At 64.7% G+C, this 16,360-nt stretch carries 14 protein-coding genes; 3 read left to right on the top strand and 11 right to left on the bottom strand.

The features are described from left to right. Positions 1 to 7 precede the first annotated feature (7 nt). From ACIQK7_RS08975 to ACIQK7_RS08965, 3 genes are all read right to left on the bottom strand, one after another. Positions 8 to 1,072, bottom strand: a complete 1,065-nt coding sequence (locus ACIQK7_RS08975) for an NAD-dependent epimerase/dehydratase family protein (protein ID WP_403023522.1) — start codon at positions 1,070 to 1,072, stop codon at positions 8 to 10. 62 nt (positions 1,073 to 1,134) lie between these two features. Next, positions 1,135 to 2,307 carry an acyltransferase family protein gene (locus ACIQK7_RS08970; RefSeq protein WP_403023519.1) on the bottom strand — a complete coding sequence of 391 codons (1,173 nt, stop codon included), beginning with the start codon at positions 2,305 to 2,307 and terminating at the stop codon, positions 1,135 to 1,137. A gap of 80 nt (positions 2,308 to 2,387) precedes the next feature. Then, positions 2,388 to 4,868: a glycosyltransferase gene (locus ACIQK7_RS08965; protein ID WP_403023517.1), complete on the bottom strand. Its 2,481-nt coding sequence runs from the start codon at positions 4,866 to 4,868 to the stop codon at positions 2,388 to 2,390. 94 nt (positions 4,869 to 4,962) lie between these two features. On the opposite strand from ACIQK7_RS08965, the gene ACIQK7_RS08960 reads away from it, so the two are divergent. Genes ACIQK7_RS08960 through ACIQK7_RS08950 form a run of 3 tightly spaced genes read left to right on the top strand, consistent with a single transcriptional unit; the run spans position 4,963 to position 7,657 of the window. Further along, a complete protein-coding gene (locus tag ACIQK7_RS08960) occupies positions 4,963 to 5,607 on the top strand; it encodes an acyltransferase (RefSeq protein WP_403023514.1) in 645 nt (214 codons plus the stop codon). Continuing rightward, positions 5,604 to 6,680: a DegT/DnrJ/EryC1/StrS family aminotransferase gene (locus tag ACIQK7_RS08955; protein ID WP_403023511.1), complete on the top strand. Its 1,077-nt coding sequence runs from the start codon at positions 5,604 to 5,606 to the stop codon at positions 6,678 to 6,680. The genes ACIQK7_RS08960 and ACIQK7_RS08955 overlap by 4 nt, the downstream gene beginning before the upstream one ends. Next, the gene (locus tag ACIQK7_RS08950; protein ID WP_403023508.1) at positions 6,680 to 7,657 is read left to right on the top strand and encodes a Gfo/Idh/MocA family protein; all 978 of its coding nucleotides are present in this window, start codon (positions 6,680 to 6,682) and stop codon (positions 7,655 to 7,657) included. Before ACIQK7_RS08955 ends, ACIQK7_RS08950 begins: the two co-directional genes overlap by 1 nt. Before the next feature lie 7 nt (positions 7,658 to 7,664). On the opposite strand, the gene ACIQK7_RS08945 is transcribed toward ACIQK7_RS08950, so the two are convergent. The 8 genes from ACIQK7_RS08945 to ACIQK7_RS08910 form a co-directional block, all read right to left on the bottom strand. Beyond that, positions 7,665 to 9,695: an acyltransferase family protein gene (locus ACIQK7_RS08945; protein WP_403024032.1), complete on the bottom strand. Its 2,031-nt coding sequence runs from the start codon at positions 9,693 to 9,695 to the stop codon at positions 7,665 to 7,667. 23 nt (positions 9,696 to 9,718) lie between these two features. Further along, positions 9,719 to 10,870 carry a glycosyltransferase gene (locus ACIQK7_RS08940; RefSeq protein WP_403023505.1) on the bottom strand — a complete coding sequence of 384 codons (1,152 nt, stop codon included), beginning with the start codon at positions 10,868 to 10,870 and terminating at the stop codon, positions 9,719 to 9,721. Beyond that, complete coding sequence (locus ACIQK7_RS08935) at positions 10,867 to 11,655, bottom strand: AglZ/HisF2 family acetamidino modification protein (RefSeq protein WP_403023503.1); 789 nt, start codon at positions 11,653 to 11,655, stop codon at positions 10,867 to 10,869. The genes ACIQK7_RS08940 and ACIQK7_RS08935 overlap by 4 nt, the downstream gene beginning before the upstream one ends. Further along, entirely contained in the window at positions 11,652 to 12,257 is a 606-nt protein-coding gene (gene hisH, locus ACIQK7_RS08930) for an imidazole glycerol phosphate synthase subunit HisH (RefSeq protein WP_403023501.1), read from the bottom strand. The genes ACIQK7_RS08935 and hisH overlap by 4 nt, the downstream gene beginning before the upstream one ends. Next, positions 12,254 to 13,426: an N-acetyl sugar amidotransferase gene (locus ACIQK7_RS08925; protein ID WP_403023498.1), complete on the bottom strand. Its 1,173-nt coding sequence runs from the start codon at positions 13,424 to 13,426 to the stop codon at positions 12,254 to 12,256. Before ACIQK7_RS08925 ends, hisH begins: the two co-directional genes overlap by 4 nt. 97 nt (positions 13,427 to 13,523) lie before the next feature. After that, entirely contained in the window at positions 13,524 to 15,302 is a 1,779-nt protein-coding gene (locus ACIQK7_RS08920) for an ABC transporter ATP-binding protein (protein ID WP_403023496.1), read from the bottom strand. Further along, entirely contained in the window at positions 15,299 to 15,679 is a 381-nt protein-coding gene (locus tag ACIQK7_RS08915; RefSeq protein ID WP_403024029.1) for a DUF2304 domain-containing protein, read from the bottom strand. The genes ACIQK7_RS08920 and ACIQK7_RS08915 overlap by 4 nt, the downstream gene beginning before the upstream one ends. A gap of 5 nt (positions 15,680 to 15,684) precedes the next feature. Then, positions 15,685 to 16,350: a glycosyltransferase family 2 protein gene (locus ACIQK7_RS08910; protein WP_403023493.1), complete on the bottom strand. Its 666-nt coding sequence runs from the start codon at positions 16,348 to 16,350 to the stop codon at positions 15,685 to 15,687. Positions 16,351 to 16,360 lie beyond the last annotated feature (10 nt).

The following is a 16,360-nucleotide window of genomic DNA, read 5'->3' as shown; positions in this document are numbered from 1 at the left end:
CGTGGGGTCAGACCCGGGCGGCGATCCACTGCTGCAGGCTCGCGATGCCGCGCTCCACTGACCATTCGGGTTCCCAGTCGAGCTCGGCCGTGGTCCGTTCGATCGTGCACTCCGCGTGGCGCACGTCTCCGTCGCGGAACTGCTCCGTCACATGGGGTGCAGGTGCGCCGTGGAAGTCGGCGATGTGCTGTGCGAGTTGCATGATGGTCGTGCCGACACCCGAACCGACGTCGAAGGGAGTCGAGCCGGTCTCGAGGTCGCCGATCACGCTCTCGAGCGATGCCGCGACATCCTCGATGTAGACGAAGTCTCGCGTGATGAGACCGTCCTCGTACACGGGGATCGATTCGCCGCGCATCGCCATCTGCGAGAAGAGGGAGACGATACCCGTGTAGGGATTGATGAGCGACTGGCCGGGCCCGTAGACGTTCTGGAACCGCAGTATGGTGAGGGCCACGTCGTGCGAGGAGGTCCAGGCCGACAGGATGTTCTCCTGGGCCAGCTTCGTTGCGCCGTAAACGCTCGTGGGGGCGGGACGGGTCCGCGAGCCCTCGCTCGGCAGTGGCCGCGCTCCTTCGAAGTCCCACTCGTGACGCTCGAACTGTGCGTGCGATCGCTGACCGGGCGCAAACACCGTGCCGTCTTCGCGACGCCACTCGCCCTCGCCGTAGACGGCGCGGCTGCTGCTCAGCAAGAACTGGCGTGGCGTGTGCCCGGCCCGGCCCAGCGCATCCAACATCTGCGTGGTGCCGACGACATTCACTTCAGCGTGGCGGGTCGCCTCGTGCAGCGACTGTGCCGTGCCCGTCTCCGCCGCGAGGTGGATGATGATGTCAGGCTTCACGTCGGCGAGCAGGGCGTTCCAGTCGTCGGGGCTCGTGACGTCGCCCTTGACGAGTTCGGCGGCCGCGTGCAGCTCGGCCGGACGCTCGGCACTCGGGTGCACCTGAGGGTGAAGGTTGTCGAGCACGACCCAGCGGTCCGCGCGTGCGGCAAGACGCTGCGAAAGGGCGCAGCCGATGAAGCCTGCCCCTCCTGTGACCAGGACGGTGCCGATGTCAGTGGCGGCCAAGAGGTGTCTCCTTGCGGTAATAAGGGATTGTTCGACTCTAGCGAGCGCGCAGCGGGTCAGCGCTATTCGGCGCGTGCGGGTGCCGGATGCTCTGCACCGGTTTCCGCAGGGGGTTGCGGGCCGCGGAGGCGGTCACGTGCCCAGCGGAACCACCAGCGGATGCCCCGTCCCGGCCCGAGGTCCTTGAGCGTCATGGCGCGCTTCTCGAGGCCATGCCAGCTCAGCCACGCGCACCCGAAGGTGACGATGAGCGTCGTGGCGACCCATCCGACGTATCCCCAATTGTGCCAGCCCAGGTAGGCGGTGAACTGTTGCACAAGGAAGCCGTAGACGTAGATGCCGTAGGAGTAGTCATTCTTGGCGCCGATCCACTGCACACGCGCCGGCAGCTTCGCCGCGGCCCACAGCAGAAGATAAGCGAAGGCTGGGTAACCGATCAGCACCCACCCGCCAAAGGCGAGCGTAAGGATGACGACGGCACCGCTGGTGATGCCCAGCACGTTATTGAGCGGGATCGCCTTGGAGTAGAGACCCAGGCAGGCCCCGATCAGGAAGATGTAGGTGAGATTGACTCGGTATGGATCGCCCAGCATCGGAATGATCGAGGGCACGAGAGTTGGCAAGAAGGTGTTCGAGAGTGAGACGGCAAGGAAACCGAGGGTCGCGAGCACAACCAACCAACGTGCGTGCCTCAGCGCGCCGATGACCAAGAAGAGGGCGATGAGCAGGTAGCAGGACCATTCGTAGGCCAGGGTCCAGAGGGAGCCGTTGAGCACGCTGGTTCCGGCGAGTTCGCCGTAGGGCGTCGTCGCGGCGAAGACGTCCTGCACCCCCCAGGCCCGCATGGTGAGGTCGGCGTTGGCAACGATGTAGCTCACCGGACCGCCACCCCCAACCGTGAAGTACGCACGAAGCGGGTTGCCATCCAGCAGCCATACGATCGGGCCGACGACGAAGGCGCCAACGGCGAGCACCAGCCAGAAGGCCGGGAAGATGCGCAACACGCGTCGCCACAGGAACTGCACGATGTCGGAGCCCGCACCGCTCTTGGCGATGAGGTAGCCGCTGATGGCGAAGAAGCCGACGACGGCGATTCCGCCGATCGTCTCCTGATTCCTCACGATGAGCGGCATGGGGTCGTTGCCCCAGCCTCCAAGCGGGAAGGCGTGGGAGAAAATCACGGCCGAGGCAAGAACTAGGCGCAGCAATCCCAAAGAGTTGTGGTGACCAGCCATACCCCCAGACAGCGATTGGCGCACGCGAACGCGTGGTCGCGGTGTGGACTCCGGAAGCTGTTCGGCCGGGCTGGAAGAAGTCATCCGCGCCTCTTCAGGCGCTTCGCGACCTTGCCTGCGACCGCGGAGGGACCCGCCGTACGCAGGTAGAAGGCGGCGCGACCGATGTCGTGCATGAGCCCGGAGCGGCGACGCTGCTTGCGCCCCTGGGCCGCCGCGGCGAGTTGGGCGGCGGTCAGGCCGCGGTGGTCGGCCGCGTGCTCTGCGTCAGCGACGAAGTCGACGAGCGGGGCGAGGGCCGCCTCCCAGAAGTACCGCTCGCGCACCCGGCGGATGTTAGCCTTCGCCTCGGCAATGAACTCCTCGTCGAAGAGCACCCGTTCAAGCGCGGCCGACAGCCCCGCGACATCCTCTGCCTTGACGACGACACCGAGGTTCTCGGCGGCGATCAGTTCGGCGAAGTGGTCGCCCTCGGTGACGACCATGGGCAGCTCAGCCCAGAGGTAGTCGAGGATGCGGGTGCGGAACGAGAAGGTGGTCTCGATGTGCGAGAAGTGCGTGCTGACGCCGGCATCCGCCTCGGTGAGGTAGTTCTGCCGGTCGGCGTAGTCGACCCACGAGGGGTTAAAGAAGACTGAGGTGTCGAGTGCGCCAAGCTCCTCGGCGAGCGCGCGGGACTCCTTCACGATGCGCATCTCGGGCACGCCGGGGTGCGGATGCTTGGTGCCCTGGAAGAAGAGACGCACGCCCTCGCGGCGCTGGGAGAGATCGGCAACGGCGCGGATCAGCGTCTTGGGGTCGAACCAGTTGTAGAGGCCGCCGCTCCACAGCAGCACCTTGTCGTCACGGTCGATGCCCGGCATGACACCCTTGAGCACCTCGCGTTCGTGCGTGGGCGGCGTCGCGGAAAGCCCGAACGGAGCGATGCTGATGAGCCCATCAAGATCGGGGTCACCGTCGTAGTTGAGCGGGTTGATGCGCCCGAGTGCGGCGAGCTGGCCGAGCCAGAACATCTTCTGCCGATCGGATGCGCAGAGGAAGAAGTCTCCCCGCTGCAACTGCTCGTTGAGCACCTCCGTCGCCTCGGCCACCTGCTGCGTCCACTGGGCGGCCGGCAGCTCCCTCCCCTGCTCAAGCTGTTCGAGGTGCATGGGGTCGTAAATGTCGACGACGAGGATCTTGGAGCTCGTGCGGATCGACTCGAAGACGGCCATCGCGTGCCCTTGGAAGACGATGACATCCGCCCACTTCTCGAGCGGCCCGAACTTGCCGTCGTCACCCGGGCGCACGTGCTCGATGCGGAAGGGAGCGTCCATCTCCTCCGCGCCCGAAAGGGTGACGAGACAGACGTCGTTGTCACGGGAGAGTAGCTCGGCCATGTTCCAGGCACGGATGGCGGGGCCGGCGAGCTTCTTGCCGATCGGGTCGCCGGTGACGATCACGACGCGGGTGCGCTCGGTGGGTTCGAGGACGTCGAAGGCACTGACGATGTCGGTGTAGCCGTCGAGGTACTTCTCCTCTTGGTACACCGGAGCATCCACTTGGCCGAAGAGGCGCCAGAGCATGCCGTCGCTGACGGTGCGCGTGGTCTGGATCTCGTCGCGGCTCTTGCGCAGTGACGGCAGGTTCTCGACGAGCTGGTCGATCGCGAACATCGCTGCGACCGCCTGCTTGGAGACGGTGTCGGTGTCGGTGTCGTCGCCCCCGGGCTTCCGCAGGTCGTATGCGGTGGAGTCGAGTCCCGCGCGCGTGATGCCCCGACGGATGGCGAGCATCGTCGCGGCGGGTAGCGCTTCGCGCAGGCCGTCCTCTTCGAGGTTCTTATAGAGGGTAAAGAGTGCGTTTCGTTCGAGGAGGTAGGTCTCCTTGTAGGGGCCGAACTCCGCCATCGACGCGTGGTGCTTGTGGTACGCGAGGGAGGTGGGCTCGTATGCGTAACGCCATCCGCGCAGGTTGAGACGCCAGCCAAGGTCGACGTCTTCGAAGAACATGAAGTAGCGCTCGTCGAAGCCGCCGAGTGCGTCATAGACGTCGCGCCGAACGAACATCGCGGAGCCGGTGCCGAAGAGCACGTCCTGCGGCACATCCGGGGTCTTGGGGATCGGCTCGGCCGTGAACGGCTTGTAGCCCATGCCGTACCAGGTCATGGCGGAGCCGATGAAGTCGACCTTCTCGCCCTCCCAGTCGAGCACGCGGCTCGCGACGGCACCGATCTTGTCGGATGTCTCGAACTTCTCGACGGCGGCGCGCACCCACTTCTCGTCCGGGCGTGCGTCGTTGTTCAAGAGTGCGATGTACTCGCCGCTTGAGGCGGCCACTCCCCTGTTGCATCCCCCGGCGAAGCCGTCGTTCGTCTTCGAGACGACCAGGTTTACGTGGGGTGCGGCGGCCCGGATGCGCTCGGCGCTGTCGTCGCCGGAACCGTTCTCCACGACAACGATCTCAAGCCGCTCCTGCGGCCAGTCGAGCCTGCCGAGGTGCCCGATGGCCTCGATCGTATCGTCAGCGCCTCGGAAGTTCACGAGGACAACAGAGACGACACCCGGTCGGAGCTTGGGCATGGGCGCCTTTCGGGGAGAAGAAAAGGGACCTCCGGAGTCTAGCAACGCTGGTTTCGCCGAGCACCTGAAGCCTCTCTCTGACTCTGCGGATACCATGGGCACGACGTTTTCCCTTTCCCAGTGGAGTTCCATGTCTTCGAGCACCGGCCTCATCAATGAGACGGCGGACGTCGCCGACTCCGCGCGCATTGCTCCTTCCGCGAAAATCTGGCACTACGCGCAGGTGCGCGAGAATGCTCAGATCGGCGAGAACTGCATCGTCGGGCGCGCCGCCTATATCGGATCCGGCGTCACCATGGGCGACAACTGCAAGGTTCAGAACCACGCCCTCGTCTACGAACCGGCTGTGCTTGAGGACGGGGTCTTCGTTGGACCAGCCGTCGTGTTCACGAACGACCAGTTCCCGCGGGCGATCAACGAAGACGGATCCCCCAAGTCGGCGTCGGATTGGGACGCGGTGGGTGTCACGGTGCGCCGCGGCGCCTCCATCGGCGCAAAGAGCGTGTGCATCGCCCCGCTCACCATCGGCGAATGGGCGCTCGTCGGCTCGGGCTCGACTGTGGTGAAAGATGTCCCGGCATTCGCACTCGTCGTCGGTAATCCCGCTCGTCGCATCGGCTGGGTGGGGCGGGCCGGCCACCCCCTGGTCGATGCCGGCGCTGGCGAGTGGACCTGCCCTAAGACCGGCGCGAAGTACCGGCAGACCGAAGCAAACACCCTCACGGAAGTTGACGCATGATCCCTGCAGCGAAGCCCATCATCGGTGACGAAGAGCGGGAGGCCGTCGATCGGGTCATGCGTTCCGGCATGCTCGCACAGGGCCCGGAGGTCGCGGCGTTTGAAGACGAGTTCTCGCGTATCGTCGACGGCCGGTACTCGGTGGCGGTCAACTCGGGCACTTCCGCGCTGCACATGGCTCTCATCGCGGCGGGGGTCGGCGCGGGCGACGAAGTAATCGTGCCGTCGTTCAGTTTCGCCGCAACTGCGAACGCGGTGCATCTCGCTGGCGCTACGGCCATCTTCGCCGACATCGACATCGACTCGTTCTGCCTCGACCCGCGCGCCGCTGAGGCCGCCATCACTCCACGCACCCGCGCGATCATGCCCGTGCATCTCTACGGACATCCAGCCGCGATGGTGCAGTTCGCCAAGCTCGCAAAGAAGCACGGCCTCAAGCTCATCGAGGACGCCGCGCAGGCTCACGCGGCGGCACTCGACGGCGTCTCAGTTGGGGCCTGGGGCGACGCCGCGTGCTTCTCCTTCTATCCGACGAAGAACATGACCTCCGGCGAGGGCGGAATGGTCACGACCCCGTCGGAGGAGACAGCACGCGTGATCCGACTGCTGCGCAACCAGGGAATGGAGAAGCGCTACGCGAACGAGATCGTCGGCTTCAATACCCGCATGACCGACCTGCACGCCGCGATCGGCCGCGTCCAGCTCACGAAGCTGGCCGGATGGACGGCCAAGCGTCAGTCGAATGCCGCCTTCCTCACCGAGCACATCACGGGCGTGATCACGCCGAGCGTGGCTGACGGCGCCGTGCACGTCTACCACCAGTACACGATCCGAGTGGACGGCCGCGACCGCGACGCCTTCGCCGCCGAACTCACGGAGCGTGGAGTCGGCAACGGTGTCTACTACCCCACCCCGATCCACCGCCTGCCGTCGTTCGAACTTGAGCTGGACTTGCCGCAGACCGAGAAGGCGGCGGCCGAGGTGATCTCGCTGCCGGTGCATCCGAGTCTCTCGCAGGGCGACCTCGAGACGATCGTCTCTGCAGTCAACGACGTTGCCAAGGCGGGTGCCTGATGGCGCTGCGCGCAGGCGTACTCGGCCTCGGAGTGATGGGCCGCCACCACAGTCGGGTGCTCAACGGGCTCGAAGGCGTCGACTTCGTGGGCGTCTACGACCCCGCTGACTCCGTGCCAGCGACGATCGAGCGTAAGCCGGTCGTGAAAGACCTGCACGAGTTCCTCGACATGGGCTTCGACTACTGCGTCGTCGCTGCTCCCACCGTGTACCACCTCGACATCGCGCGCTCGCTCGCGGAACGCGGCATCCACGCCCTCATCGAGAAGCCGGTCGCCTCGACGTCTGACGAGGCGACTGAGCTGCGGGCGCTCTTCGCCGCGGCGGGCCTGATCGGCGGCGTGGGCCACATCGAGCGCTACAACCCCGCCCTGCAGTCGGCGAGAGCGCGCATCGAAGATGGCCTGATCGGTGAGATCTACCAGATCGCCACGCGTCGGCAGGGGCCCTTCCCGGGACGGATCGCGGATGTCGGGGTCATCAAGGACCTCGCCTCGCACGACATCGACCTCACCGCGTGGGTGGCCCAGCAGGAGTACGTGTCGGTGAATGCCCGCACGGCGCACCGCAGCGGCAGGGACCACGAGGACATGGTGATCGCGATCGGCACGCTGAGCCGTGGCACGATCGCCTCGCACACCGTGAACTGGCTGACGCCGTTCAAGGAGCGCACCACGATCATCACGGGTGAGAAGGGTGCGCTCGTCGCGGACACCCTCACCGCCGACCTCACGCACTACCAGAACGGGGTTATCGAGAACACGTGGGAGCAGGCGTCGACGTTCCGCGGGGTCACCGAAGGTGACATGACCCGCTTCGCGCTCAACCGCAAGGAGCCCCTCCTCGCAGAGCATGAGGCGTTCCGCGATGCCGTGCTCGCCGGTGACCCGCAGGGCATCGTGACGCTCGAGGAGGGTTCGCGCGTCGTCGAGATCGCGGAGCGCATGGCGCTGGACGGGATGAACTACAAGCTCTGAGGCCGCGTCAGCGCAGGAGAGGGCTCAGCCGCTCCCAGAGAGGGTCTGCCATCTGCCTGCTGAATGTCGCCGTGAAGTGTGTGGCGTCGCGATAGACGAGCGTCGAGCCGATGATGGCGCCGCACCGTTCCTCGTCGCAGAAATAGTCGTTGAGGGTCACGACCCGTCCGCCTGCCGCCGTCGCGGCCGCGGCCTCTGCGTCCAGCCACTCAGGGTCGATCGCCTCACCCACGGCTGTGTCACACGCCGTCGCGTCGGTGAGATGCGAGGACAGGCAGATGGCAGGGGTCTGCGGGAAGGCAGGAGTGTCTGAGATGACCACGACCCGCGACAAATCGGCCAGGCGGGCGACAGTGAGCCCAACGCCGTCCGACCAAACTTTCCGCGTGAACCCCTCACCCTGGCCCGGATAGTTGGCGAGGTTGGACATGATGACGGTGTCCGGCGGGCTCTCGACCAGCCTGTCGATCACGGCGCTGCGCCAATCCGCACAGTCCGCGTAGGGGTTGCCGTCGCGCAGAATGGGCACCTCGGCAGAGGGACACGATGACTTCGTGTACACATCGAGCCGGAATCCCTCATTCTCGGCCAATGCGTTGAGAGCGGGAAACCAGGATGCCGCGTGCGAGTCTCCGAAGAGCGCGACGCGTGTGTCCGAACCGATGTCTCCGAAGCTGCACGATTGCGGTTGCGCGGCACCTGCGTCGAGGTGGCACCCATTCGCGTAGACCGCGGGCAGGTCTCCGTCTGCCTCCTGCAGGTTCGGGCTGAGGTTGGAGGGCACGAAACCGGTGAAATCAGGCGGTGAAGTCAGCTCTCCGGCCGACGTGACGGCTGAATCGGTATGGGTCGGGCGGGCTTCCACCACTCGCGCGAGCCCGATCGCACCAGCAGAGACGATCAGAGCAAGCACGATGGCGCTTCCGATGACGACTCTGGGTTGAAGGCGCCACCCGCCCCGGCGTTCCCGGAAGGGCTCCTCGACAGCGTGGTGAAGCAGCCAGGCGAGCGGCACTGAGAGCGCACCCAGGGCGAGGGTGGCCTCGAGTGGGAGGAGTCCCTGAGGCGCAGCGAGGGCGGGCAGGACAAGCAGCGGCCAATGAACGAGATACAGGGAGTAGGAGATCCGCCCTATCCACTGCATGACCTGGTTGCCGAGCACCAGGGTGAGGGCCCTGCCCGTCGGAGCCTGGCCGCAGAAGATCACGAGAGCCGCTCCCGAGACGGGGACAAGGGCGGCCACGCCCGGGAAATGCGTGCCAGCGTCGAAGCGGAGTACCGACACGAGAATCAGCGCCAACCCGAGCCAGGCTCCGGCGGTTGCCGCCGGACGCGGCAGTCTCTTCGCAATCGTCGGACCGATGAGTGCGATCAAGGCTCCCACCCCGAGCTCCCACGCCCGCGTTGGCAGGCTGAAGAACGCCCATGGCTGGGATCGGAGCGTCAACACCGCACCCGCGATGAGGGAAAGGCCCACGAGGATTGCGACGACAACCGCCAGGGCGCGGGGTCGATGCCCGCGGGCAAGTATCGTCCACAGGAGCAACAGGACCAGCGGCCAGAACAGATAGAACTGTTCTTCGATTCCGAGGGACCAGTAGTGCTGGAACGGAGACGGTGCGGTCTCAGCGAGGTAGTCGGTACCTTGGATCGCAAAGGCGACGTTCGGGACATACATCGCCGTGGCTGCCGCGTCGCCGAGCACCTTCGGAAGCAGCGCGGAGGGGACGAAGAACCAGGCCGCCACGGCGGTGAGCACCATGACAGCCATCGACGCGGGAATGATTCGGCGAATCCTGCGCGCGTAGAAGCGTGCGAAGTCGATCCGCCCTTGCCTCTCGAGGTTGGTGAGAAGGTGGCCCGTGATCAAGAAGCCCGAGATCACGAAGAACACGTCAACGCCGACGTACCCGCCCGAAAGGGTGGCGACTCCGGAGTGGTACAGCACGACAGAGAGCACAGCGATCGCGCGCAGCCCCTGGATGTCGGTGCGGTGGGTCCGCGACGCATCGCGACTTCTCGGCGCCCCCTGTGGGATACCTTGGCTCAGCGTCACCATATCTATCGGGACGACACGATGTCCTCGACGATCCGTCCCCAGATCTTCACTTGTTCCTCGCTCGAGAGCTCACGCGCGTAGCGGTCGGAGTTGGACTTCCACGCCTCGATCTGGGCGGGGGTGATCGTCTCCAGCAGGCGACCTAATGACTGGGCCGTGAAGTCATCGGCCACTGCGCCGATCTCATACCTCTCGACGAAGCTGACCATCTCCGCCGACGGGCCGATGATGACCCCGAGTCGCGCCTGGACGAAGTCGAAGAACTTGTTGGGCAGGCACCACGTGAGGTTGAAGGTTGTCGGGGCAATGACGCTGAGCCCCAGGTCATATCCGTTCAGAGTCGTGACGAGGTCTGCATAGGGGACGGGATCCATGAAGCGGATGCGGTCGCTGTCGCCAGCGAGTTCCACAAGCTCGTCGTAGTACTCGGACCCGTCCTTGATCAGGAAGAGATCCAGGGTGACATCCGCCGTGGTGGAGCGCACCGCCTCGATCATGATCTCGAGCTTGCGGGCACGCCCTGGGATGCCGCTATGCACGAGGCGGATCGGATGCGCCGTGGGAACCGGGGACAGCGGCTGGAACGGAGTCGCATTGACGACGAGTGAGGCATTGAAGCCGAACTCGCGACGGTACTCGTCGACGATGCCCTGTCCCACCGTCGTGACCGCAGATGCCTTCGTCACTTGGTGGCGACAAATCCAGCGAAAATACGGCCCGATCAGCAGGCGCCAGAGGAAGGAATGCTCGTTCTGCCGTGGCGCATACTCGTGCAGATCGACCAGGATCCCCCGCCGAGGACGCAGTTGGTTGGCGAGCCAGAGTGTATGAACATCGTGGGCGATGATGACGTCCCACTCGCGGCCGGCGAGACGCCGCAAAGCGGCTTGGTTGCGAGAGTTCCACCGCTGCAGGAGGGGGTAGATGCGGAACGCGAGCAGGAGCGTGTAGAGACCGGGCAGGGCGGCGATGCCTCGGGCGCGCGGAGACGATTCGAGTTCCAGGTGCTCAACCCCGTCGACTGGTGCTTCGCCGAACCCCGCGCTCGTCACCTCGAACCGCTCTGCCAAGTGATTGATCTGCTTGAGTGCCCTGGGCTCACGGGCGATGGGAGTGTAGGTGAGCACGAGCACACGTGCACGGGTCGAGGTCATGCGCGGCCACCATCGCCAGGCAGGTGCTCGGCCAGCCCACGCACTTCCGACTGCTGGGGATAGCTGATGAGCACTGCACGATGCCGTCCGTTGAGCACGAACATGCTGCCCGCGGCAGCGGCGGATGCTCCCGCCTCGAATGCCTGCGCGAGGTCGGAGATGCCCGAGGCCCCTCCGAGAGCGGTGACGGGTATCGATACGGACTCTGTCACTGCGGAGATCAATGGGATGTCATACCCAGAGAAAGTCCCCTCACGGTCGATCGACGAGATGATCACCTCGCCGGCGCCGAGAGCCTCCGCGCGTTGCGCTGCCTCGACGGGCGTCATCCCCAGCTTGCGTGAGCCCCTCGACACGAACGCCTCGTAACCGCCCAGTAGCTTCTTCTTGCCATCGATACTCACGACGGTGCTCGAGCTACCGAGGGCTTCGGCGATCTCGGTGACCACCTCGGGATGGCGCCCCAGCACAGAGTTCACCACAACCTTCTCGATGCCGATCTCGACGATTCGACGAGCATCCGCGACGGACGCGACTCCGCCGCCGTAACTGACCGGCATGAAGGCTTCGCTCGCAACCTCCTCTATGAGGGAGAAGTTGACGCCATTGCCCTTGGGAGACGCATCGATGTCGCAAATGACCAGCTCATCGACCTGCTTCTCATTGAAAATGCGGACGGCATTGATCGGATCGCCGATGTACTTCGCCGCCCCGAACTTGACGGGCTTCACGAGATAGCCGTCACTGACGAGGAGGACAGGGATGACCCGCGGGAATACGTTCATGCTGCCGCGAAATTCTTGAGAAGAGTCTTGCCGAAATCATGGCTCTTCTCTGGATGGAACTGTGCTCCGACCACGTTGTCGCGGCGGATCATCGACACGAAGCTTGACCCGTAACCGGTCGTCGCTGCGACGTGCGACTCGTCTGCCGGCTCAACATGGTAGCTGTGCACAAAGTAGAAGCGGTTCTCCTCGGCGATGCCGTCGAGGAGCGGCTCATGATCGCGCGGCACGACGGCGTTCCAGCCCATGTGGGGGATGCGCAGTCCGGGCTTTGCCGCGAAGCGCCGCGCAGCGCCGGGTATCAGACCGAGGCCCCTCAGCTCGCCCTCTTCGCTGGAGTCAGCGAGAAGTTGCATGCCCAGGCAGATGCCCAGTACCGGGCGGCCAGACACGGCGAAAGCACGGATCGGTTCGAAGAATCCGGTCTCCTTCAGGAGCGACACGCCCCGGTCGAATGCTCCGACCCCCGGCAGGAGGATGCGCTCGCTCGAGGCGATCTCCGCCGGCTCGCGCACGACCGCGACGTCGGAACCCACCCGCTTCAGCATGTTCACCACGGACCCGATGTTGCCGCCGCCATAGTCGATCACGGTGACGGTCATCGGCGGAATCTCTTGACAATGCGCGCTGCGAAACGCGCGAGCTTCAGCGTCTGGTCCCACGCCCACTTGGAGTTCGGATACTCCATGTGGTCCACCTTGGGACGCGCGTAGATCTCTTCAAGTTGCGTCGTCGACAGGCCGAGCTTCTTCGCGATGAACTCATGATCCTGACGACGCAGGTCCTCTGGATAGTTGCTGGTTTCGAGCAGCGCCAGCGCCTCATCGCGGGACATCTGCCCCGAAAGAATGAGGGAGGAATAATGCGCGAGTCGCTTGTCGAATCCGAACTTCATCGGCAGGTAGTAGCCCTGGAAGTACCGAGTGAAGACCGACTCGTAGTGCTTGCCGCCGTAGTCACGCCAGCCCAGCTCCTGCGTGATCGCGATCTTGGCTTCCTTGTACTCGTACGGTAGGTAGTTCAAGAACTTCACCGTCTTGATCCCGCGGATGGCCTCGTACCAGATGTGACGCTTGAAGAGCCCGAGCACGGGGTATGTCTTCAAGCGCACGCTACCGAAGCGACGATGGATGGCTTTGAGGTGGCGGGCGTCGGCCGCGTTGTATCCCCACGACTGCGGAAGGATCGACTCGCTCGCAAGATTGCTTCCGCCGAGGATGTATTTGATGCCGTACTTCTCGGCCTGCTGAAACGCAACGCGGGAGAACGCATGATCGGTCGGGATGTCACAGTTGGGCACTGATGCTTTGAAGAACGCGAGCTGAAGGTCCCGCATCTCACGCCAGTCGACAACGTCTGTGTGGAGGTCAAGCTCCAGCTTGCTGACGATGTTGTGGATGTTGCTGACCGCCAGCTCGGAGTTCCAGCCGCTGTCGAAGTGGACGGCGAGCGGGCGCAGTCCGCGCTTGACGGCCTGGAGGATCAAGTACGTGCTGTCGACACCGCCGCTCACGCCGACGATGCAGTCATAGGGCTTGCCCTCCCCCGCCTTCTTGATCTCGGCGACGACGGCATCGAGCTCACTCAGCCGATCACCACGCATCGCAGCTTGGACAATCGGTGCAAACTCTCGGTCGTACCGCAGCGCGTGGGAGGAGACGCCGTCTTCGTCGAAGCTGATCTCCGGGTCCGTCGTGTCCATAACGGTGCGGACGCACATCTGATAGTGCCGCTGCTCCGTGACCATGCGGCCTGCCTTCCGGGAGATCATTGCCGGCCCCACCGTTTTATTTCAGTGAGGCGCGCGTTTCAACCACCCAACATAACACCCGCAAGATGGACGTCTGCGCGCCGGGTCATGGTCGACGTCAGAGCAGGCCTGCAAGGGCCGCCTGCTGCGCGAACTTCGGAACCGCAGCGACGACCTCACGGAACGTGCCTGCCCCCACGACGCGTCCGTCCTCGAGATAAACGACATGTTCGGCCTCCTGCACGGTGGCCAAGCGATGCGCCACCAGGATGATGGTGAGGTCATCGTCGAGAGCGCCGATGGCCTCGATCACGGCCGCTTCCGTCTGGGTATCGAGCGCACTGGTCGCCTCATCCATCACAAGCACGAGCGGCTCGCCGTAAAGTGCACGGGCGATGCCAAGCCGCTGTCTCTGCCCACCGGAAAGCGCCAGCCCTCGCTCCCCCACTCGGGCGTCGATTCCACCTTCGCGACGCTCGACCAGGTCGAGGAGCTGCGCCTGGTCCAGCACGCGGCGCACACGGTCCCTGTCGATTTCGCCCTTCCAGCTCAGCGCCACGTTCTGGGCGATCGTGCCGTCGAACAGGATCACGTCTTGCGGGACATACCCGATGCGCGAACGCCAGGCAGCAGTGAGCTCGTTCAAATCGACGCCTGAGATCGAGATGCGCCCGTCGCTCGGCTCGATGAGGCCCAGCATCAGGTCGACGAGCGTCGACTTGCCTGACCCGGACTGGCCGACGAGCGCGACAGTCGAGCCGAATGGCACGATGAGGGAGACGGACTCCACGGCGCTCGGGGCATCATCTGAATAGCGGAAGGTGACGCTGTCGAGTTCGAGACCTCTGGGATCCTGTGGCAGGGTCGAGCTCGCCGATGAAGTCACCGATCGCGCCGCGCGTTCGGCCGAGTGGATCTCTTCGATCACTGCCTTGGGGTGTGGTGCAGCCGAGAGCATCTGCGACAACACGGACTGGAGCCTGATCACGGAGGGAGCCATGCGGAAGCCAGCGAGTCCGAACAGGGCGACTGCGCTGATCGCCATGGGCGCGCCTCCCATGAAATAGCTCACAACTCCCACGAGCACGAAGCCACCGATGATGCCGGACTCGAGCACGAAGCGCGGCACCTGGCCGAGGAAATATGCGTTGGCGCGGGCCCTCGTGCTGTGGATCCGCGAATCCTCGACAACTTCGACGACCTCAGCGTTCTTGTTCCGAAGCGTGATCTCCTTCATCGCCCCGACCATCTCAGTGATGAAACGGCCGGTCTGGAGCGTGTACTGGAGATTGACTCGCCCAGCCACTCGGGCACGCTGGGCGATCCAGAAGTACAACACCACGCCGATGATGCCCAGGTACACGAATGTCACGGCGGCAATGACCGGCTGCACGATCGCGAGTACGGTCAGCACTGCGACGAGACTGGCGATCTCGCCAAGTATCGTCGCTCCCGGCAGGATGAAGCTGATGACCGCGGCGTTAACGCTCGAGTCGGCAAGCCGGACGATGTCGGAGGAGTTCTTCTTCAGCCGCTCTGTCCACGGCGCCGCCATGTACGACCTGAACAGGCGCGTCCCGATCTCCAGCTCGTACCGCGCGAGGCGACGTGTGGCCCACCAGAGGAGAAGTGACGAAAGCACCCCCTTGGCGATGATGAGAACGCAGACCGAACCGATGGCCATGATCGCGCCGGTATCGTCGAGTGCACCGATCAGCGGCAGTGTCACCGCGGCGCCCGTGCTGAGAGGTGCGATCACGAGCGCCAGTAACCCGAGTGCCGCAGCGTCCAGCAGCGCGAGCAACGCCTGCGCGACGGAGTAGAAGTTGACGAAACGCCGTGCATTCGAGGGAAGCACAGCGATGAAGTCGCGGTATACCTCAAGCACCGTCTTCACTGTCGAGGCTCGCTGCCAGGAGACTCGGTGCTGGCACCCGCATCATGGGGCGGCGGGGACTGACTGAGCGCGAGCTCCCTCGCAAGCAGAGTCACCCGAGTTTCGAGCGAGCGGAAGTGGCGGTACGTGGTCGCCACGAAACCGAGGAACGTGAGCACGAGCAGGTACAAGAGCAGGTCAGCGCCCCGGCCGACTCCGACGAGCTGCGCCATCCATGTCCAAATGCCCGGAACGAACACCGACGAGGCTGCCGCGAGGATGAACAGCATGAGGGCGACCCGCCGGATCGCTTGATGCCGGTCGCCACCGCCGCGCAGCGTGAATACGGCAGCGATGACGATGACGGCCGCCGCTGTGATTTGGAAGAAGATCTGCATGTCGGTCACCTGAAGAGTAGGTCCACGAGGATGTTGACGGAGTTGAGCAGGGATTGCCCCTTCGCCCGTGAATAGTCCGAGTAGATGATGTGTGTTGGATGCTCCGCCCAGGGCACCTTGAGCGCGCCCACCTGGTCGATCAGCTCAGAGGCGTGAGCCATCCGGTTCTGGCGCAATTCGATGCGCTCTGCGAGCGAGCGAGAAATCACTCGCAGGCCGTTGTGCGCATCGGTGAGGGCCATGCCTGTGGCGAGGCGAGAGTAGAAGGCAGCCGTCTTGAGGACCAGTCGCTTGGCGCGCCCTATCTGCGTGCGGTCGTCGAGGAAACGGGAACCGACGACGATGTCGAGAGCATCCTTGCGCATTCGTTCGACCATCGCGGCCGCATCACCCACCTGATGCTGACCGTCGGCATCGAAGGTGATGATCTCCGTCATCTGCGGATCCCGTAGGGCGTAGTCGATGCCGGTCTGTAGGCTCGCGCCCTGGCCCAGATTGATCGGGTGCCTGACGACCACGGCGCCCGCAGCGGCCGCCGCCTCCGCCGTGCCGTCAGAGGAACCGTCATCGACACAGACGATATGCGGAAATGTTCCACGCACCGAGGAGATGACCGAAGCGATCATCCCGGCCTCGTTGTACATCGGGATCACCACCCACGCGCGAGACATGGAGTTCAGT

The sequence above is a fragment of the Salinibacterium sp. GXW1014 genome (assembly GCF_044769865.1).
Taxonomy (GTDB): Bacteria; Actinomycetota; Actinomycetes; order Actinomycetales; family Microbacteriaceae; genus Homoserinimonas.
The sequence above is the reverse complement of the archived record's forward strand: the minus strand, read 5'-3'. Positions and strand labels throughout refer to the sequence as shown.